General features: G+C 57.6%; 22 protein-coding genes. 7 read left to right on the top strand and 15 right to left on the bottom strand.

What is annotated here, in order from left to right; all coding sequences use genetic code 11:
* Positions 1-7 precede the first annotated feature (7 nt).
* On the top strand, positions 8-1156 hold the full coding sequence (locus A3OQ_RS0110715; RefSeq protein WP_020175387.1) for an ABC transporter permease: 1149 nt from the start codon (positions 8-10) through the stop codon (positions 1154-1156).
* Positions 1157-1246: 90 nt separating this feature from the next.
* On the opposite strand, the gene A3OQ_RS0110710 is transcribed toward A3OQ_RS0110715, so the two are convergent.
* The 12 genes from A3OQ_RS0110710 to A3OQ_RS0110655 form a co-directional block, all read right to left on the bottom strand.
* On the bottom strand, positions 1247-1636 hold the full coding sequence (locus A3OQ_RS0110710) for a hypothetical protein (RefSeq protein WP_152428400.1): 390 nt from the start codon (positions 1634-1636) through the stop codon (positions 1247-1249).
* A gap of 234 nt (positions 1637-1870) precedes the next feature.
* Positions 1871-2437: a hypothetical protein gene (locus A3OQ_RS0110705; RefSeq protein WP_020175385.1), complete on the bottom strand. Its 567-nt coding sequence runs from the start codon at positions 2435-2437 to the stop codon at positions 1871-1873.
* Complete coding sequence (locus A3OQ_RS0110700; protein WP_020175384.1) at positions 2434-2823, bottom strand: response regulator; 390 nt, start codon at positions 2821-2823, stop codon at positions 2434-2436. The genes A3OQ_RS0110705 and A3OQ_RS0110700 overlap by 4 nt, the downstream gene beginning before the upstream one ends.
* Positions 2823-3881: a protein-glutamate methylesterase/protein-glutamine glutaminase gene (locus A3OQ_RS0110695; protein WP_026595712.1), complete on the bottom strand. Its 1059-nt coding sequence runs from the start codon at positions 3879-3881 to the stop codon at positions 2823-2825. Before A3OQ_RS0110695 ends, A3OQ_RS0110700 begins: the two co-directional genes overlap by 1 nt.
* Positions 3881-4777: a CheR family methyltransferase gene (locus tag A3OQ_RS0110690; RefSeq protein ID WP_020175382.1), complete on the bottom strand. Its 897-nt coding sequence runs from the start codon at positions 4775-4777 to the stop codon at positions 3881-3883. Before A3OQ_RS0110690 ends, A3OQ_RS0110695 begins: the two co-directional genes overlap by 1 nt.
* Positions 4774-5235, bottom strand: a complete 462-nt coding sequence (locus tag A3OQ_RS0110685; RefSeq protein ID WP_020175381.1) for a chemotaxis protein CheW — start codon at positions 5233-5235, stop codon at positions 4774-4776. Before A3OQ_RS0110685 ends, A3OQ_RS0110690 begins: the two co-directional genes overlap by 4 nt.
* A gap of 4 nt (positions 5236-5239) precedes the next feature.
* Positions 5240-7432 carry a chemotaxis protein CheA gene (locus A3OQ_RS0110680; RefSeq protein ID WP_020175380.1) on the bottom strand — a complete coding sequence of 731 codons (2193 nt, stop codon included), beginning with the start codon at positions 7430-7432 and terminating at the stop codon, positions 5240-5242.
* A gap of 21 nt (positions 7433-7453) precedes the next feature.
* Positions 7454-7819, bottom strand: coding sequence for a response regulator (locus A3OQ_RS0110675; RefSeq protein ID WP_026595710.1), 366 nt, complete (start codon positions 7817-7819; stop codon positions 7454-7456).
* Positions 7816-8118 (bottom strand): STAS domain-containing protein, encoded by a 303-nt coding sequence (locus A3OQ_RS0110670; RefSeq protein WP_020175378.1) that lies wholly within the window; start codon positions 8116-8118, stop codon positions 7816-7818. The genes A3OQ_RS0110675 and A3OQ_RS0110670 overlap by 4 nt, the downstream gene beginning before the upstream one ends.
* Positions 8119-8125: 7 nt before the next feature.
* Entirely contained in the window at positions 8126-10048 is a 1923-nt protein-coding gene (locus A3OQ_RS0110665; RefSeq protein WP_020175377.1) for a methyl-accepting chemotaxis protein, read from the bottom strand.
* A 308-nt stretch (positions 10049-10356) separates the two neighbouring features.
* The gene (locus A3OQ_RS0110660; RefSeq protein WP_020175376.1) at positions 10357-10812 is read right to left on the bottom strand and encodes a DsrE family protein; all 456 of its coding nucleotides are present in this window, start codon (positions 10810-10812) and stop codon (positions 10357-10359) included.
* 79 nt (positions 10813-10891) lie between these two features.
* Complete coding sequence (locus A3OQ_RS0110655; RefSeq protein WP_020175375.1) at positions 10892-11152, bottom strand: hypothetical protein; 261 nt, start codon at positions 11150-11152, stop codon at positions 10892-10894.
* Between the two features lie 1396 nt (positions 11153-12548).
* Between A3OQ_RS0110655 and ligD the strand changes: the two genes are divergently transcribed.
* The 5 genes from ligD to A3OQ_RS22035 all read left to right on the top strand — a co-directional run bounded on the left by ligD (position 12549) and on the right by A3OQ_RS22035 (position 15583).
* A complete protein-coding gene (ligD, locus tag A3OQ_RS22050; RefSeq protein ID WP_020175371.1) occupies positions 12549-13442 on the top strand; it encodes a non-homologous end-joining DNA ligase in 894 nt (297 codons plus the stop codon).
* Positions 13443-13552: 110 nt separating this feature from the next.
* Positions 13553-14029 carry a hypothetical protein gene (locus A3OQ_RS24415; protein WP_152428399.1) on the top strand — a complete coding sequence of 159 codons (477 nt, stop codon included), beginning with the start codon at positions 13553-13555 and terminating at the stop codon, positions 14027-14029.
* Between the two features lie 16 nt (positions 14030-14045).
* Positions 14046-14411: a helix-turn-helix domain-containing protein gene (locus A3OQ_RS22040; RefSeq protein ID WP_161607329.1), complete on the top strand. Its 366-nt coding sequence runs from the start codon at positions 14046-14048 to the stop codon at positions 14409-14411.
* Positions 14411-15073, top strand: coding sequence for a DUF6941 family protein (locus tag A3OQ_RS24865; RefSeq protein WP_200860001.1), 663 nt, complete (start codon positions 14411-14413; stop codon positions 15071-15073). The genes A3OQ_RS22040 and A3OQ_RS24865 overlap by 1 nt, the downstream gene beginning before the upstream one ends.
* A gap of 57 nt (positions 15074-15130) precedes the next feature.
* The gene (locus A3OQ_RS22035) at positions 15131-15583 is read left to right on the top strand and encodes an SOS response-associated peptidase (protein ID WP_020175366.1); all 453 of its coding nucleotides are present in this window, start codon (positions 15131-15133) and stop codon (positions 15581-15583) included.
* Here A3OQ_RS22035 and A3OQ_RS0110605 read toward each other — a convergent pair.
* The 3 genes from A3OQ_RS0110605 to A3OQ_RS23555 all read right to left on the bottom strand — a co-directional run bounded on the left by A3OQ_RS0110605 (position 15523) and on the right by A3OQ_RS23555 (position 18142).
* Entirely contained in the window at positions 15523-16200 is a 678-nt protein-coding gene (locus tag A3OQ_RS0110605; RefSeq protein ID WP_020175365.1) for a Crp/Fnr family transcriptional regulator, read from the bottom strand. The genes A3OQ_RS22035 and A3OQ_RS0110605 overlap by 61 nt on opposite strands.
* Positions 16201-16495: 295 nt before the next feature.
* Entirely contained in the window at positions 16496-17464 is a 969-nt protein-coding gene (locus tag A3OQ_RS23560) for a phytanoyl-CoA dioxygenase family protein (protein WP_161607328.1), read from the bottom strand.
* Between the two features lie 21 nt (positions 17465-17485).
* Positions 17486-18142, bottom strand: a complete 657-nt coding sequence (locus A3OQ_RS23555) for an acyl-homoserine-lactone synthase (RefSeq protein ID WP_020175362.1) — start codon at positions 18140-18142, stop codon at positions 17486-17488.
* Positions 18143-18309: 167 nt separating this feature from the next.
* On the opposite strand from A3OQ_RS23555, the gene A3OQ_RS23550 reads away from it, so the two are divergent.
* Positions 18310-19056 (top strand): LuxR family transcriptional regulator, encoded by a 747-nt coding sequence (locus A3OQ_RS23550; RefSeq protein ID WP_020175361.1) that lies wholly within the window; start codon positions 18310-18312, stop codon positions 19054-19056.
* Positions 19057-19125 lie beyond the last annotated feature (69 nt).

Here is a 19125-nt window from a genome sequence, read left to right as displayed (position 1 = left end):
AATAGCCATGCAAACGCTCAGCAATATTTTCTGGCTTGGAACCAAGGAGCTGCGCAGCTTCTTCCGGGACTTCGTGCTGCTTGGGCTTGTGATCTACACGTTTTCCTTCGCCATCTATGTGCAAGGCCATAGCAATGCGCAGGAACTGAACAATGGCTCCGTCGCCTATGTGGACGAGGACAATTCCGAATTGTCACGCCGGATGATCGCGGTCTTCCTGCCGCCCTATTTCAAGACGCCCGTTCCTATCGGCGGCGGAGATGTCGATCACCTGATGAATACGGCCGCCTACACGTTCGTCATCGTGATCCCGCCGAACTTCGAAAGAGACGTCTTGGCCGGCCGCAGCCCCGAATTGCAGGTCAATGTCGATGCGACCGCCATGGTGACCGCCGGGCTCGGCTACGGCTACATCCAGCAGATCCTTACGACCGAGATCAATAATTTCGTCTCGCGTAACGAGGGCAAGTTTCAGTCGCGTTCGCAAAATATCGCTAAGGCGCCGGCCACGCTGTCCGTGCGCGTCGCCTTCAACCCGAATGTCACGACCGCCTGGTTTACGAGCGTCATGGGCATCGTTAATAATGTGACCATGCTCGCGATCATTCTGGCTGGCGCTGCCATCATCCGCGAGCGCGAACATGGCACAATGGACCATCTGCTCGTCATGCCGGTCTCACCGTTCGAGATCGCCATGTCCAAGATCTGGGCAAATGGCCTGGTGATCACGGTCGCCGTGTTCCTGTCGCTCGAAATAGTCGTGCGCGGAGCTCTCAAGATTCCTATCGTCGGCTCGGTACCCTTGTTCATAGGCGGCGCCGCGATCTATCTATTCTTTGCCACGGCGATCGGCATTTTTCTGGCGACGATCGCACGATCCATGCCGCAGCTTGGCCTACTCTATATTCTCGTCGCAATGCCGATGAATATTCTGTCGGGCAGCAACACGCCGCTCGAATCCATGCCGCCGATCTTAAGCTCGATCATGATGTTTTCGCCATCGACGCATTTCGTGTCCTTCGCGCAAGCCATCCTCTTTCGCGGCGCTGGACTTTCGGTGGTGTGGCCGGACTTTCTCTTCGTTGCCTTCGTCGGCGGGCTCTTCCTGTTTTTCGCTTTGCTCCGCTTCCGGGCCATAGCCGTGCAAGCGGGATAGCGGCCGCAACGCTTTCCGTGGCGCTCGGCGTAAACGAGAAAGGAACTCTATGTGCCGCAGGCTATCGCCGGCTTCTCATAGAGGCCGGGGCTAGAAGAGCTCGAAATCGCCCGACACTTGCTCTGTCTCATCGGTTATATGTTCGGCTGTCCGCAACCGGCGTGCCAATTCCGACAGCGTGACGACTTCCGACGCTTCGCTCATATCGAGCACCCAATGCCCATGCATAAACGGTCCAAGCGCGCTCAGAAATCGCGACAGGCAGGTCAGTTTCTGCTCTATATGATCGACCGCCTGAATTTCCTGAAGAAACCCCGGCTCGAGCGATGATGCTTGCAGCACAAGCGGACTGATCAGTCCTTGCACACGTTGCAATTGCCCGGCGAGGTCGTCGAGTTCCTGACCAACACGGCCAAGAATTTCAGCTATAGGTTCAACGGCGGCTTCACGCTGCTCAACGGTCGCGACTTTCATGTTCACGTTCGGACTTCCAATGAAGGTCGAGCAGCATAAGAGGCATCGCTGCTCTAAACTCGAAGAACGATCACGGGATGGTGATCCTTGATCAGATTGAAAGAGATTGATGAAAACGCCCTTAGCGTTACGGCAGGAGCATAGCAATTCATCGATGAGTTGGATGAATGAAGATGCTATGCTTTATAATCTGTTGCCGATGGCAATGAAACGTGAGGCTTTACTCAGCAACGTCACGTCTCAAAAGAACTCAATCCCGCCACTGTCTACGGGCACAGGCGGCGCAATGATCTTCGGCGCGACCGGCGGCAATTTCTCGCTGGCAAAAATCGATTGGCGGGCGCGGCCCAGTACCGGCCAATATTGGAGACGCCGTCCGCCTTCTCCGCCCAGGCTGCCGCCAATATAATTTATGCCTTCATATTGAAGAAAATGCTCGGCAAATGCCGCGTTCTTGGCACCTATGTCGGAGAGACCCTCCATAGTCCGCGCGCCGCCGAATAATTTCGCCTCCAACCGCTCGCGACGGGCGCCGCGTTTCAACAGCCCGTTCACAAGAAGCTCCATAAGGTGGACGCAATAGGATTCGGACTCGCGCGCCGCCGCGCCGCCCTGCCCCGGCAAGAGAAAATGATTCATCCCGCCGACGCCGGCTTGCGGGTCGCGAATGCAGGCCGCCACGCAAGATCCGAGCAACGTCGTCAACACGACCTTGGGATCTTCCGTCACATGATATTCGCCTTGAATAATGTTGATACGGTGATCGCCATTGACCCGACTCTCATCAGCAGCCCGCAATGCCGTCATGTGAGAGGCCCCACAACGCCTTCGATCTGCATCTTGAGATCGGGAACCGTAAAGGGCTTCGTCAGATAGTTGTTCGCGCCATATTGATAGGCGCGTTTGATCAGCGAGGCGTCATCCTTGCCCGTGAGCATGATGAATCCGGCTTGGCTCGTCGGCCCGTGGGCACGCATGGCGCGCAGGAACTCGATGCCGTCGAGCTTCGGCATATTGAAGTCCGAGATGACGAGATGCGCCGGCTTTGCCATCATGGCTTTCAATCCGGCCTCTCCATCGGGCGCCATGTCGATTTGGGTAATGCCGATTTCCTGCAAACCATCGCGAAGCAGCATGCGGCTGGTTAGCCGGTCATCGACAATGAGCACTTTGACCGCGGATGCGTTGGGCATCAACTGACTCCTTCTAAGCTCATTTTTGTCGCGTCGAGAATCTCGCGACCCATCTTGTCGAGGGAAACTTGCTTTTGGACAGCGCCTATTTCAAAGGCGACCTTCGGCATGCCATAGACCACGCATGTCGCTTCGTCCTGGCCGAGCGTACGCGCACCCGCTTCCCTCATAGCGAGTAGGCTCGCCGCGCCATCCCGGCCCATGCCGGTGAGGATTACGCCGATCGCATCTGGCCCCACATATTTGGCGACGGATGCAAAGAGAACATCGACCGAAGGCCTGTGCCCGTTCACGGCATCGCCCAGACGCAAGTGGCACTTCAGACTTTTGCCGCTGCGCCCCACCTCGAGGTGGGTGTCGCCCGCCGGCGCGATATAGACGTGCCCTGGCACAAGCGGCGCACCTTCAGCGGCTTCGCTCACCTGCGGCGCACAAATCCGATCCATGCGCGCCGCGAGACTCTTGGTAAAAAGCCGCGGCATATGTTGCGTGATGACGGTCGGAGGGCAATCGGCGGGAAATTGCGAGATGATCTTGATCAGAGCCTCGACACCACCGGTGGAAGATCCGATGGCGATCAGCTTTCCGTTCGATTTGAAAGCATTGGCAACCGGGCCTGTCGCCTTGAAATCCTTCATCGGCTCGATCCCGCGCGAATAACGATGCACATGAGCATGCGCCGCCGCTTTCACCTTCGCGGCCAATTCATCGAATGTGTGCCGGTCCTGTGGCGAGGGCTTTGCCACACAATCCACGGCGCCGATTTCCAACGCTCTGATTGCCGTGGAAGTTCCGAGGCTTGTCTGGTTCGACACCATGATGACCGGCGTCGGGCGCAGGCGCATGATTTTTTCAAGAAAGTCGAGGCCGTTCATTTTCGGCATTTCGACGTCGAGCGTAATCACATCCGGATTGAGGAGCTTGATCGTGTCGCGTGCCTCAAGCGGATCGCCCGCCTGACCGACGACCTCGACGCCGGGATCCTGCCGCAAGGATTCGATGATCAGGCTCCGCATCGTGGCGGAATCATCAACAACCAAAACACGAACTGGCGTCATCAATGCAACTCCTTACGTAAACGGTAAATCGTGATCCCCTCGCTTTCGAAAACCTGCGCTGCGGGTCCCGAAACACGCTCGGAATGGCCGATGTAAAGGCGGCCACCGGGAGACAGAAGGGATTGAAAACGGCTCCACATCTGCTTTTGCGTGTCGTCCTCGAAATAGATCACGACGTTGCGGCAGAAGATGGCTTGAAATGAGCCTTTCATCGGCCAGGGGCCGATCAGGTTCAACTCGCGAAAGCTGACGAGTTCACGCAATTGATCGCAGACCGACCAGGCGAGGCCGCCATCCCGGCGCTCCTTGACGAACCAGCGCTCGCGAACGTCTCTCGGCACGCCATCCATCACGCCATCCTCATAGATGCCGTTGCGTCCATGCGCGACCATGTTTGGATCGATATCGGTCGCCAGCACTTTGACATCGAGGCGCGAGACATCGTTCATCAGCGACAGGATCGTCAGCGCGATCGAATAGGGCTCCTGACCGCTGGAACAAGCGGCCGACCAGATCCGCACACGTCCGCCGCGTTTGGCCGCGTCGAGAAGCGGTGGCAGCACGGTGTTTTTCAAATGTTCGAAATGATGCGGCTCGCGAAAGAACCGCGTGACATTGGTCGTCAGCGCCGCCAGCATCTGCTGGCGCTCGTCGATGCCCTCGGCGCCGGCGACGAGCGCGCAATAATCGCGGAAACTCTGCAGCCCCAAGGCGCGAAGCCGCTTCGCAAGACGCGAATAGACCATCGACGTCTTCGATTCCGGCAAATAGATTCCGGCATCGGCATGAAGCATCGCCGCGATCCGGCGGAAGTCGGCAGGCGTCAGCAGGAATTCGCCGGAGACAGCCTCTTGCCGTTCGTCGCTCATCCTGCTTGATGTCTTCGCCGCGTTCATGCTGCTTCGCGTTCCTGCGCCGGAAGAAGATTGTCGAGCGCGATCAGGCTGATCATGCGCCCTTCGACGGCGAGAACGCCGCGGACGAAAGTCTTCGCCATTTCGGATGCGACATCGGGCGTGGGTTGCACGATATCGTCGGTCACGGTGAGGATGTCGGACACCGCATCGACCAAAAGTCCGACGACCTGGGTTCCGATCTGAGCCACGATGATGACATGGCGCGCCGTGGGTTCGGCCGGCGGGAATCCGAGTCTCGCGGCAAGATCGACGATCGGCAGGACCGCGCCGCGCAAATTGATCACGCCGCGCACGAAACCCGGCGATTGCGGCAAGGCGGTCGCCGGAGTCCAGCCGCGAATTTCGCGAACCGACATGATGTCGACGCAAAATTCCTGCGCGCCTATGCGAAAGGCGATGAGCTCGCGTCCACTGACGTTTCTGGTGATCTCGTTCATGGCATTAACCTGCTAAGGCAAGGTGGGGTTCAAGATAGGCCGTCATTTCGGCGCGCGAATTCGCGACGACGGCATCGACATCAAGGATCAGAGCGACGCGGCCGTCGCCCAGAATGGTCGCGGCGGCGATGCCATGGACATGACGGTAATTGGCTTCGAGGCTTTTGATCACGACCTGGCGCTGGCCTTGGATCGCATCGACGAGCAAAGCGCTGCGCACGCTGCCTTCCGACTCGACGAGAAGCGCCACCCCGGTCAAAGGATCGGCCGCCTCGTTGCGATAGCCAAGCTCGCGCCCGACATCGATCAAGGGCGTGAACATGTTGCGGATCGCGATCACCCGCGCGCCGCCGCCAAACCCATGCACGTCGGCGCCCTTCGGCTGCAATGTCTCGACGATCGCGGTAAGCGGCACGACGAGCGTTTGGCCCGCGACCGTCACCACCATGCCGTCGAGCACGGCGAGCGTCAGCGGCAGGCTCAAGGTGAAAACCGACCCCTGCCCCGGTTTGGAGGTGATGGAGATACGGCCGCCCAGCGCCTGGATCGATCGCTTGACGACATCCATGCCGACGCCGCGGCCGGAAATATCGGATACTTTCTCGGCCGTGGAGAAACCCGGCAGGAAGATCAGATTGTCGATCTCATCGTCGGAGAGCTGCGCATCCGCCGCAATGAGACCCTTGTTCACGGCCGAAGCGCGCACCCGGGCACGGTCGATACCCGCCCCATCATCCGCGACCTCGATCACGATCCGGCCGGAGCGATGCGCCGCCGACAAGCGGACGAGGCCTTCTTCCGGCTTGCCCGCCGCGACGCGCTTTTCAGGCTTCTCGAGCCCATGATCGATCGCATTGCGGATCATATGCGTCAGAGGATCGGCCAGACGTTCGATGACGGTCTTGTCGACTTCGGTATTTTCGCCTTCGGTAAAGAGACGAACCGACTTGCCCGTCAAAGCCGCGACTTCTCGGACTAGGCGTGGCATGCGTTGGAAAACGGATTTCACCGGTTGCGCGCGAATGGCCATGACGCTGTCTTGAATGCCGCGCGTCAATTGCTCCAATTCGTCGAGACCGACCGTGACGTCGGAGCCGCGCGCCAGGCCCGCCTCCGTCACGCGTTGCGCCAGCATGGCCTGGTTGATCACGAGTTCACCGACAAGATCGATCAGCCGGTCCACACGGTCGAGATCGACGCGGATCGTCGTTTGCTGCGGACCCGACGACGCATGATCGCCTTTGGCCTGATCGACCTTCAAAGCATCGGCCGATTTGGCGGAAACACGGTCTTCCGGTTCCCGGGCCTTCGCAGTCGCCTCGGTAGCAGATGCTTCGGGGCCAACTGGCGTTTCTGGCTCGACCGCTTCGCGCACCTTGCGGATGAGGGCCAAAACGTCGAGTTCCTCGGCGGCGGATGCTTCGTCGCCCTCAATCTCGAGATCGCAATCCCATTCGACGAATTCGAAAACCTCGCGAATCGCGGCTTCATCCGCATCGGTCTTCAGCTCGACCGTCCACGCGAGATAGGCGCCTTCCGGGTCGAGTTCGCTCAACAGCGGCAGCTCGCTCATGTCGCAGGTGATCGTAGCCTCGCCGAGCCGTTCGATTTCGCGCAACAGCAAGGCCGATTCATTGGCCTTGGCATAGAGATCGGGCTTCGGTTTGAAACGGATCGAAAACGTCTTCTTCTCCGGCTCTGCCGGCGCGGCGGGTTCTTCGTCGAAGTTGAACGCGATCGGCCTCGGACGGAATTGCGAGAGATCGCCCTCTTCTTCTTTCTCCTGCGCCGCCGGGGCAGAGCCAGCCACGCCGCCATTGCCGAGCGCGGCAAGTTCCTGAGCGAGAGCCGCGGTTCGCGCATTGTCGAAATCGCCGTCGTCGCGCGCCGCGCGCACAAGATCGGCCAGCACATCGGCCGCCCGCAACATCGTCTTCACGACGTCCGGCGTCGGTTGCAGCCGGTTGCTGCGCATCAGGTCGAGCGTATTTTCAAAAATATGCGCGAAATGCACGAGATCATCGAGGCTGAAGGCGCCCGCGCCGCCCTTGATCGAATGAACCGCGCGGAAAACCGCGTTCACGATTTCCTGATCGTGATCGCCGTTTTCGATCGCGAGAAGACCCGTCTCCAATTCTGCGAGCTGTTCTTCGCATTCCTGGAAGAAGGTCTGCTTGATGACCGCCATTGCGTCCATAGCCATGGATTCCTCACGAACTCACGTAGCAACGCGGCGAATGGCATCGACGAGTTTGACGGGGTCGAAGGGCTTCACGATCCAGCCCGTCGCTCCGGCACGGCGCGCACGATCTTTCTTTTCGGCGTCGCTTTCGGTCGTCAGGACCAGGATCGGAATCGTGCGATGCTGCTCGTCGCCGCGCACGCCCTTGATGAACCCATATCCGTCCATCCGCGGCATGTTGATATCCGTGACGATGACATCCGGCTCCGTAGTTTTCAAAATCTCCAGTCCGTGAACGCCATCCTCGGCTTGGACCACATGGTAACCAGCCTCGGTCAGCGCCAGCATCAGCATGTCACGCATGGTACGCGAATCATCTACGGTTAAAACGGTCTTACTCATCGAGACAATTCCTGATCCATGAGTTTATCTAAAGAGAACCCGAAACCCTGAAGTGCTTCGGCAAAATCCTCGGATGGATTAATGAACTCGAGCGACACTTCATCTGCGTTCCACGTGTTTTTGGCGGAGAGCAGAATCTGCAGGCATTGCCCGCCCAAGCGGCGGACTCGCGATGCATCGAGAGCGACATCGCTACCGCGATGGGCCAGAAGCGAGCTTGCGAGCGGCGCCGCGGCTTTGAGGTCAAGAACCTCGGCAAGCTCTAAAGTTGCGTGTGGGGTGTTGGGTTCGGATGTCATGCTCGGCTCAGAACTCTTCCCAGCCGTCTTCGGCCACAGCTTCATGCTTACGGACGGCTGACGAACCGCCGCGTCCTGCGACCGTCTTCAGCGCCGGCGCCGATTGGCGGCCAGGCTTTGGCGATGCACTCCGCATCGGCTGCGAATGACCGACCTGGAAGCGGCTCACCAGCGCCGTGAGCTTTTCGGTTTCCTGATTGAGCGAATAAGCGGCCGCCGTGGTCTGTTCGACCATGGCCGCATTTTGCTGCGTGACCTGATCCATCTGGTTGACAGCGGCATTGACTTCTTTCAAGCCGGTTGCCTGTTCATGCGCGCTCGCGGCGATTTCGGAGACGACATTGTTGATGTCGGCAACCTGCGCGACGATGCGTTCCAGCGCCTTGCCGGTCTCGGCGACGAGATCGACGCCTTGATCGACCTGCGCGGTCGAAGCTGCAATCAGGCTCTTGATTTCCTTCGCGGCTTCGGCGGAGCGCTGCGCCAAAGCGCGAACTTCCGATGCAACCACCGCAAAACCGCGGCCGGCATCGCCAGCGCGGGCGGCCTCGACGCCTGCGTTCAGCGCGAGGAGATTGGTCTGGAAAGCGATCTCGTCGATGACGCCGATGATCTGGCCGATCTGCTGCGATGATTTTTCGATTCCGCTCATCGCCCCGATCGCGAGGCGGACGACTTCGCCACCCTTGTCGGCATCGGCTTTGGCCGACGAAACGACGTCACGGGCATGTGTTGCGCCGTCGGCCGTCTTGCGAACCGTCGCCGTGATCTGATCGAGCGCGGCCGCCGTCTCTTCGAGATTCGCGGCCTGCTGTTCCGTACGGCGCGAAAGATCGTCGGCCGCCATTGAGATCTCTCCGGTACCTGAGCGGATCGCTTCGGCATTCGAGATGATCGTCAGCATCGTCTTTTGCAGTTGCTCGACTGAAACATTGAATTCCGAACGCAGCTTTTCCGTCGACTCCGCAAAAGGCGTTTCGATGCGATGCATCAGATCGCCATTGGCGAGACATCCGAGGCCCTGGCCGAGCATGGTGATGGCCAATTGCCTGTCTTCGGCTTCCTTCGCCTTTTCAGCCTCGTGAATTTGGCGTTCGGCCTCGGTCATCCGGCGGGCGTCGGCTGCCTCGCTCGCCAGGCGCTTCTGCTCGATCGCATTTTTCTTGAAGGTCTGCACGGCCTTGGCCATCTGGCCCATCTCGTCGCCCCAACCGAGCGACGGAACGGTGATGCTATTGTCACCCGCGGCAAGCTTGTTCATCGCCTCTGTCATGTCGGCCAGAGGCGCAGTGATCCAGGACTTCAGCCAGCGGCCGATGGCAAGAGCGAAGCCAATCGTCACGCATGCGATCGCGACAAGCGCCAGATAAAGTCCGTAGGTCGTCCAATCCTGGACTTTCTGAATCGCTTGCGACCATGTCGCGACCTTGACCTGTGCGGCCTCCCCGGCCTCGCGGTAGTTGCGGCGCAATTCGCCGGCCCGTTCAGACTTCGCAAGTTCCACGGCCTTGCCGATTGTCTGCGGATCACGCGAGAACTGCATCTGCGGATCGCCCACGTCATGCTCGTAAGCGGCGATGGCGGCGCCGATCTTATCTATGCCGGCAAGAACATCGGCCTGGCCGGCTGCTGCTGCACGGGCAGCATTCAAAGCGTCCACGCCGGTCTTGACGGCATTTTCGTAAGAGCTGACAAAGCGGGGATTCTGCGTGATCACGAAGCCGCGCGAACTGGCGATCATATCCTCGGCGGCGGCGAAGCTTCTCTCAAGTTCGGCGCGCACCATAAAAGATTGCACACTCGCATCCGTCATTTTATCGAGTTCTCTGAAAGCGAAGAACAGAGCCACTTCGATGACGGCGATGACGACGAGAATAATCTTGCCGCCGACGGAGATCTTACCGGCAATATTTAGGTTGCTGAACCGCATGTGGCCCTCGTAGAAAACACTCGCCGATCGCTTCCGAGATCGCCGCGCGTTGCAATTTCTGGAGGGGGGAGTTCAGACCAAGCCAGCTGATAGAATGATTGCCCTCAAACCTTCTCGAATCAGATAGCGCGCAGCCCTTTTTCCCCGTCCCGAGGGTAAATACGTACGTTGAAACACTAAATAAACCGTCAACGTTTGTGACCGGCTGGTGTCAGACGGCATCGAAAGGGGAGTGGCCCGCGTATAAGATGCGGTAGGGCAGCCTCAGGTTTAGGACGGCAATTCGAAGGCTTGCGTTTCGTGCGAGCTCAGGGGCGGAGATAGGACCAACCCTGTTCCTGAAGTTCGGCGATGTGAATGACGCCTGCCTGCACGTCTGTGGCTTCAGCGATTTGCAAAATCTCTTTTCCTTCGGCGGCGGCCATGGCGCGCCGCGCATTCTGACAGGCCGAGAATCGGACAAACGAATAGCGCTGACTTATGTCGGCGATGCGCGATTTCACCGGCGACGTGTCTGCCCGCATCATCACATAGCCTGGCCCGAAGGCAGTCAGATCGATGAGGACGCTCTCGCCCGTGCTTTCATAATGCCTGGCGATATTTTCAATATTGCCCAGCGCCAAATTCATCAGCGCCGGATCGTTGACGCTGACCTGAACTACGATGCGGTGTTGCCGCCGGTCGTCCGCGGCCCGAGCGCGCGCCGAGCCGGCCAATGCCAGAAATGCAGCCGCGCCGAAGCGCCCGAAAATGCGTCTGTCCATCTGGCGTCCCTTGCTGCATTGGCGGGTTTCACGGGCGCTTGCGCGAAAGCGGGCAGGACTCATCTCTTCGGAGCCAGGCTCACTCTTCGCCCTCGCCATCGCCCTCGCATTTCGGGCATTCCTCACTGGCCTCACCGAGCACGCTGCCGATGGCGCCTAAGAATTTCTCTTTGGTCGTCTCGATCTGGCCACCGGACACCATTTCGGCGGCGGCGGCGTAAGCCTTGCTCACGGCCTCGGGATCGCCATTGTCGAGATAGACGCCCTTGTGAACGTCACATTCCGAAATGGCTTCATACTCGATCAAAACCTGCCGTGCCTTGCTCTCAAGTTCGTCCAATGTCACCTCCTCTTTGTCCTGAATATCGCAAGCAAAAGCCGTGCACTTAAACCGTCGTGGCCCGATCCCGGAGTCTTTAGGGCGTTGGTGCGGGCGGGGGTAGTACAATAATTTAATATTTACAATGGTTTATAACAAAGTGGGACCGGAAAAATTAGGTTATTCTTCCGAGGGATCATCGAAGCGAGTGTCCCACCTTTTGTGAAATCCCAATCCGCGCTCAAAATTGAGCACGGAAACGGGCTGCTGACGCCCAATCCTGCCAGATGGCGGCGGGTTTGACGTTAGGTCGAGAAAAGCAATTAACGACTCAAGCCTTTTGCTGACGCCGCAAGCCAGACGGCCGCACCTTCCTTTCGGTTTTGGGCTTCGGCGATTCCACCGCCGGCCGACCGATCGGCGGCTCGCCTTCCTTGATCAAGACGCCGCCATCGCGGATCTCGGCGCGCTCAAAGAATGCATCGTCCAATTCTGGTGCGTCGTCTGGATCTGCTCCGCCATGATTCTCTGGAGCATTTTTTCCGTTCGCGCTCATGGCTTTCCTTATGCGGCATCGCCGCTTTTGACCGGCAAAGTCACGCAAGTCGTGTGCGATACTGAGATATCCATAACTCAGTGGCGGTGACCATTTTAAGGCACCGATTCACCTTCCTTAACCGCCGTGCCTTATGCTCGGCCGTCCTTTGACGAGCGCAGGGCGTGGCGGCATCTGCCGTTGCGCGAACGCTATTATTGGCGCTCCGTCGCCGCTGTCATGGGACTTGGCATATTGATGGCGACGGCCTTGGCGATCAGGCTCATCGCATTTGGCGACGTCTTGCGATCTCCTCAGTAAGTGCCCTGATGCACCACGAACGACCCGGAGGATGCATGCCCATCAATTCAATTGGTTTGGGCAAAATTCAGTAGTGCATGCTACGGCCGATCCCGAATCCAGCCGGGTGAGAATCGACAGGCACAAGACGGTCGCGAGACCGATGATTAAGGCCCAGAGCAATGTCGTTTGACGCCGTTTCCCCGTCGACTCCTCAAACGAAAATGGCCTGCAATTGTCGGGCGGCGGAAGGTTGGTTGGCATAAGAAAATTGCTACCTAAAGGCATCGCAGCCGACTTTGGCTCTCAATGTTAAGCGCGTCACCGGGACATTTGGTTCCTGCTTCGGCATCGCAGCCAAGTTAAACTGACGATGCCCTTAACGCCGGCTTGCCTCGTCAACCCTCCAGATTCGTCAATTTGTAAGGAATGCCTGTAACCTTGTGGCATGGCCAAAGCCCCTGGCCGCCCGCGCCTGCGCAAAGCCAATAGGTCGCCGAGCATCTCGTCGATTTTGTCTCTAGCCGCGCGGTCGTCGCCAAGCCGGCCGATCGGCGCCAGCTCGAACTCTTCGACGAGCCCATGCCGGCCTGGGTCGAGCCCTGCAAGCCGACCCTGGCCAAGGTGCCGCCGGCGGGCCCTGCTTGGCTGCACGAGATCAAATGGGACGGTTACAGGGTCTCCGCCTATCTGAAGGATGGCAAGGCGACGGTCCGGACCAGCGGCGGCCTCGATTGGACCCGGCGCTTTCCGGCGATCACGTCGGCCGTTGAGGCGCTTCCCGTGCGCAGCGCCATCATCGACGGCGAGGCCGTGGTGCTGGACGAATTCGGCCGCTCGCATTTCGGGGATCTGCAAAAAGCGCTCGGCCGGTGCGGCGGCGGCGCAAAGATCCAGATCTTCGCCTTCGATCTTCTCTATTTCGACGGGATGGATCTTCGCGCATGGCCGCTCGAAAACCGCCACGCTGTGCTCGAAGGGTTGATCGGCGATGGCACCGGCGCCGCGCTCGTTATCAGCCAAGAATTCGACGCGCCTGGCGCGCGGATCTTCGATCATGCCTGCCGGGTGGGACTCGAGGGCATCGTCTCAAAACGGCGTGACCGGCCTTACCGGTCCGGCAAAAAGAATGGCGATTGGCTCAAGATCAAATGCGTCCAGTCGGACACCTTCCTGATCATCGGCTATCAGCCGTCAACCGCGATGCGCGGCGCCTTGGGCGCGATCCATGTCGCGACGGTGCTCGCCGATCGGCTGCATTATGCCGGCGCGGTCGGGACCGGCTTTTCGGAACGCGTCGCGCGCGATCTCAAAGCCAGGCTCGACAAGCTCGTGAGCCAAACGCCGATCATTTCCGGCCTGCGGCTCGACAAGGCCGTGTGGTGCCGGCCGGAACTCAAAGCGGAGATCGCCTATCGGGACATCACACGCGCAGGCCAGCTGCGGCATGCGAGTTTCAAACGAGTTACTGATTAAAAATTGACCAATAAAAATCACCGATTGTGCTATTTTTGCGTCGCCGAGCGCCTATGGATGTGCCAGCTTGGCTATATTTTTAAAAATCCAGTTAGGTTGCGTTGACTTAAATGGCAACAATTTCTATCTTAGTGCAATCGGGCCATCTAATATCCATTGGCGGCGGTTTAGAAGCGCACGAACCGCCTTTGCGCAGACTATACGGTTATCCGCATGTAATTGATTGGCTCGACAATGTACTACCGCATCTACAACCTGCACTCGACGCGGGGAGGCAATCACCCCTGGAACAGATTGAGACCCTGTTATACGACTTTGTGTCAGGAGACAATTTTGCCTTTTATGAGAAATCACATTCCATGCTTCCTACTACCAATGGTATTTGGGAGCTAAAGACAAGTGACGTGCGTGTCTTCGGTTGGTTTGTCGCTCGAAGCGTTTTTATTATCGCAGAAGTTGACGGTGCGGCAAAGATCAAAGCGAATAGCCTCTATACCGGCTATATGAATTCAGCGTTGCACCGCAGATCCACACTAAACCTTGACCAGCCAAAATTTATTGTCGGAGACTATAGCGATGTCCTTTGAGCTAAAGATAAGCGCGATGGATCGCGCAGCTAGTAGGTTCATCGGAAACGTACGGAAAGCTCTGGTTTCCGCGGCCATCGATGAGAAGCAGAACTCGGGGATCACGCAGCAGGGCATTGCCGAAAAGCTGGGGGTCAATCGATCTGTCATTAATAGACTGTTGCGCGGCGACGCCAACCTGACATTGCGAAGCGTCGCAGAGATCGTCTGGGCTATAGGCTGGAAAATCGAATTTCGCCTTTATAAGCCTGAGTTCGTAGGCGGGGCTATTCGCGTCCCGTCGCCTCCGCCTACTACTCGTGCAATTCCATTAATTGCAACAACTCGCGAAGAAATGACGCAATCAAACGCGGCCGCAGTAATTTCTCTTGAGGCGGTTTAATGGAGCCTTATGGGATCACCATATTCTGCGATGACATCAGATTTGAGCAGCAAAATAAGCTGATGTTGATCGGCTCGTATGGATCAGATTTGATCGTAAATTCCGCGCTGCCAGTGGCATTGCCAAAATTGTGCTTCTTCGTGCAGCTGCGCTTTCCGCCCATGAAAATTTCGTCATTAAAAATTTCAATTTATCTGCCCGAAAGCGACGAGGCATTCTTTACTCAAGAATTGCCTGTAAACGCGGCTGAGATAGCGACCGAAGTTGAGACCCCTTCGTTGCCTCCCATGTTGGGGGACATTCAAAGACAGATGGCGGTTAACTTCCCGATCACAATTAGTCCGGTGTTACTCACTCAAGAGGGATATCTCAAAGTTCGTGCTATTTACGATGGGGAAATTTTGCGAGTAGGAGCTCTCAGAATAAGTAGTACATCTACGCGGGGAAACGTGTTTATCGAAGCGCGACCCATAGGGCGCAAAGAGGGCGAGCCAATCGAGGATTATGTCGTCGAAGATCATGCAGAAAATGCGCTAGCGACCTTCAAGACTCAGGCCGAAGCGATCGCATGGGCCAAAACCTTGGGTCATTCGCCGCTGGTCGCTCGCGTCCGTCATCTGAACGACAAGGCGAAGCCCGACCATTGGCGTTCCGCCGATTGATATGTGCGGGCGCTTCACACTTGGGCCGAGGTCCACAAGTTCCTGAGCGAGTTTGGGATGCCGCGCAACCTCCGGCCGCGCTATAATATCGCGCCGACGGCGACGATCGACGTGCTGCGCCTCGATTCCGAAGGCCGGTGTGAGCTCGTGCCGATGCGCTGGGGCCTCGTGCCATTCTTCGTCAAGACGCCGCTGAAGGAATTCAAGGCCGCGACCTTCAACGCGCGGATGGAGACGCTCGAGACCGCGGCCTCCTTCCGGACCGCGTTCAAGAAGGGACGGCGCTGCCTCATCCCGGCATCCGGATTTTTCGAATGGGCGGGCCCGAAGACCGATCGCCAGCCGCATTATTTCTCGGCCGCCGACGGTTCACCTGTCATCGCATTCGCCGGCCTTTGGGAGCGGTGGAAGGATCGATCCCGAGCGACCTCTATGGTCATAATGGAGGATCAAATGTCATCCCCCCATGCAGCATCCCCACGCAGAAGAACGCTCCTCAAAGTTTTATAGACCTCAATATTATGGTCGTAATCGATAAAGCCGAGCCGTCTAAATTTATTCATGAAGAAACTTACGCGCGAACGTGTCGTGCCAATCATTTCGGCGAGCGTTTCCTGATTGATCCCGGTGATAACCCATGGGCGGGATGACGGATTTTGCACACCGGCGAGGTTCAAAAGAACGCGCGCCAAGCGCTCTTCTGTCGAATTAAAAAGCAGGCTGACATACTTTGCTTCCAGTCGAGTCCGGCCAGCAACCAAATGCTGAAGGAAATGCTCGAAAAATTGCTCGTTATCGCGCAACAAGCGGCGCATCGCCGATTTTTCCAAACGGCTGACGACGCAGTCGCTCATAGCGACGGCGGACGTTAAGCGCGAAGGCTGCCCCGTCAAGCATCCTTCACCGCAAAATTCGCCGGCGTCCAGGATCGCGACCACGGCGGCCCTCCCCTGCTCGGTAACGACCGTAACTTTGACCCTTCCTTCTTGCACATAAAACACCGCTTCGGCAGGTTCGCCCTGGGCGAAGATAGGTTTATCCTTGCGAAGTTTAATGTCCGGCATCACTCCGATTTCGCCGGAAGAGAGACGTATCGATTCGATCAGCCATTTGTCGTCCTCTAGCATCGCTTCTCGGCCTAGCGACTTGTCCACGTCTGGCCATGGGTTCCCGTGGCTATGGTCCTGTGGCGCGCGAAGAAGCGTTGCTCCTGATGCCTGCCGATCGGAATGTCCTTGCTAGCACCGTGGTCTATTGCGATGTCTGCCGACATTGCCGAAAATCCCCGAACTCCTCTATTTCGCAGCGGATGAGCAAGCAGCCGAAGCTCGTCACACATTTCAGGGATATAATCGGCGTTCTCGCGTAGCTGCTGGTTTGGCTGCGGCATTTTAATATTTCCGATCATTTGACCGCAGTCCGTCAAGCGGCGTCACGGGACTTGCTTCGGCTCCAAACAACAGGAAAATCGGGACCGCTCAGCACGTCGCCATCTTGTAAACGCGTCGTGTGGTGGAGCTGTCGCGGCGCCGATGGTCGCGTCTTGAAGCGTATGTCGTCACCGCAATAGCGCAGCGACGCCGCACGTCTGACCTGATACCGGCTCAAATTGCCGCCGGAGCCATGGACGGTTCTATAATGATGGACGAGGATATCGCCAGGCTCGACGTTGAATTGAACGATATCGAAATTTTCCGGATGGGTCTCAATGTCGGGCACGAGATCTCCTTCGCTGCCCGGCAAAGGCGTGCGCGAGACGAAGACGTTGGGCGCGTAAATGTGCTTCTCACGATGCGAACCGCGCCAATATTTCATGCCGCCAGATTCTGCGGTTACCGGATCGACCGGAATCCACATGACGCAGCATTGGTCGCCCTCGATTTCGAAATATGAAGCGTCCTGATGAAAGGCCGTCCGTTCGCGCGTACCAGGCTCTTTGACAAAGATCTGATCGCCGAAGAAATTGACACGCGCGGACTCCAATAGGGCGCCGGCGATCTCGGGAATGACGCCACGCGTACAAATTTGTTGGAATCGACTGTGTCTCGCCGCGACGCCGGTATCCAGCAGGAAAGATCCATTGGCTTTCGCGGGTTCATCGAACAAAAGAGGATTGCCGCTCTGCCTTATGTAATCAACGATGCCAGCAATATCGTGCTGACCATTGCTTTGCGATCGAAGGATTGCTGCGTCCGCGGCCTCCGCAGCATGTGTAAGAAAGGTGAGATCGTATCCGGCCGCACTTTGAAAAAGAGACTCTGCGGCCTCGTCGATGCAGCGACGTAAATCGTTCACGAATGCTAAATTGAGAATGCTGCGGAGTCGAACCACACCCGCGACATGGAGCGTGCGAACTTCGTCTGCGGTAACAGGTCTAACCAAGGCGCTCATCATTCGGCTCCTTCGGATCAATCAATGCATCGACAGCGCTGTCGCGCTGACAGCGGGGTCAAACTTCGCATAGTCGGAACTGCCGTAGAGGTTGATGTCGTCGAGGACATCGGTCGAAACAGGCCAGCGGAGAGCCATGCATTCGCCTCCACCTGGAACGCCACGGCCGCCGCCAAACGGATGCGCAAGGCCTAAGATTCGTGTGTGCGGTGTGATTTCGACATATGAGGCGAGCGCACTGGCATCGATCACGGTTTGGAAATGGACGAGCCCCTTTTCCAGGCACCATTCGAGCAGCGGAGCGAGGAGCCGGGCTTTTGCTTTACGCACAGTCTCGCGCGTTCTCCTGGTCGGCTGGACGATGAAGCGCGTCGTCTCGAAGATGCCGGGGCCTCGTGGGGACACACCGTTTTCGACCAAATGAGGAAAATAATCGGCGAGCAGTGACGAATGTGCGGTCGGTGTGGCTCTGACGCTGCCCTCTATGGACCCGTCGTCCCTCAAGGTTATAAAGTATACGGCTTCATCAGTATCGTATTGATCGACCTCTAAGCCGCCACGCGATGGCAGTGACCAGCCGCGGCCGCGCACGAATACTTCATATCGCAACCTAAAAATCTGGTCGAAATAGGCTGAGTATTTGCCATGTTCATGACCATAAATCACCATTGCTTCCATAACGCGCCATCCATACTGCATTAACTTAGATGTGGTGGTAACAGAACATCCATCGTGTTTCTCTCCCCATTTCTTGGGAGCGAAGAGTCTGTGTTACGGTTAAGCTTTGAATTTCCTTGCGTTTATCCCCCGGAATTCCATCAATGGTTGCAGCGGGGGATTGTGAGATGAGTTTTGCCGCAGACGAATATGGACGACGAACCTTTGAATTCATCGAGAAGCTTCAGCAGTTGCAAAACTGCGACGAGATTCAAAATCTGATCGTCAAAGAGCTTGATTGGTATGGCCTAACGCGGGTCACGAGTTGGTCTATACCGGGCCCTGGCGATGGCCCCGAAGGAAAGGTGTCTCTAAACACGCGGCCTGATGGATATATCGAACATTACCTGAGGCATCAGTACATCGATCGAGATCCGGTCGTGACGGAACTGCGGCGTTCTCTCTCGCCATTTACGTGGGACGATTTGAGACAGAACCGGCGGCTTACAAAAGCGGAACGGCGCATCATGGACGAGGCGCACGAGTTTGATTCCGACGACGGCTTTATCATCCCCATCGTGACACGCAGTGGTTCGGTCGCGCTGTTTAGCCCTTGTGGACTTCATCCAGATCTGTCACCGCGCGCCCGCTCAGCCTTAGAAATTGTAGGAACCTATGCGCATTGCGCTTTGCAGAGAGCGATGGCGCAGGAGCGGCGCGTCCAGCCAACCCTTCGCAAGCCGCTTACGCCGCGCGAACGCGAAATCATGCGATGGGTCGCTGCCGGCAAAACCGATGACGAGATCGGAGAGATCCTCACCATTGGCCGCGAAACGGTGACCACGCACGTCGAGAACGCAAAAGTAAAACTGAACGCGACGCGCCGCACCTATGCGGTCGTGCAAGCTCTGAGATTCGGAGAAATCCACTTGTGATCCGGACCACGTTTGAAGACGTTTGCTTCCGGGGCGTGCCCTTTTCCGTCCTTGAGACGACCGCAAAAG

Origin of the sequence: Methyloferula stellata AR4, assembly GCF_000385335.1 — a bacterium.
In the GTDB taxonomy this organism is placed as follows: domain Bacteria; phylum Pseudomonadota; class Alphaproteobacteria; order Rhizobiales; family Beijerinckiaceae; genus Methyloferula; species Methyloferula stellata.
Note: the sequence above shows the minus strand (reverse complement) of the source record. Positions and strands in the feature narration are given on the sequence as shown.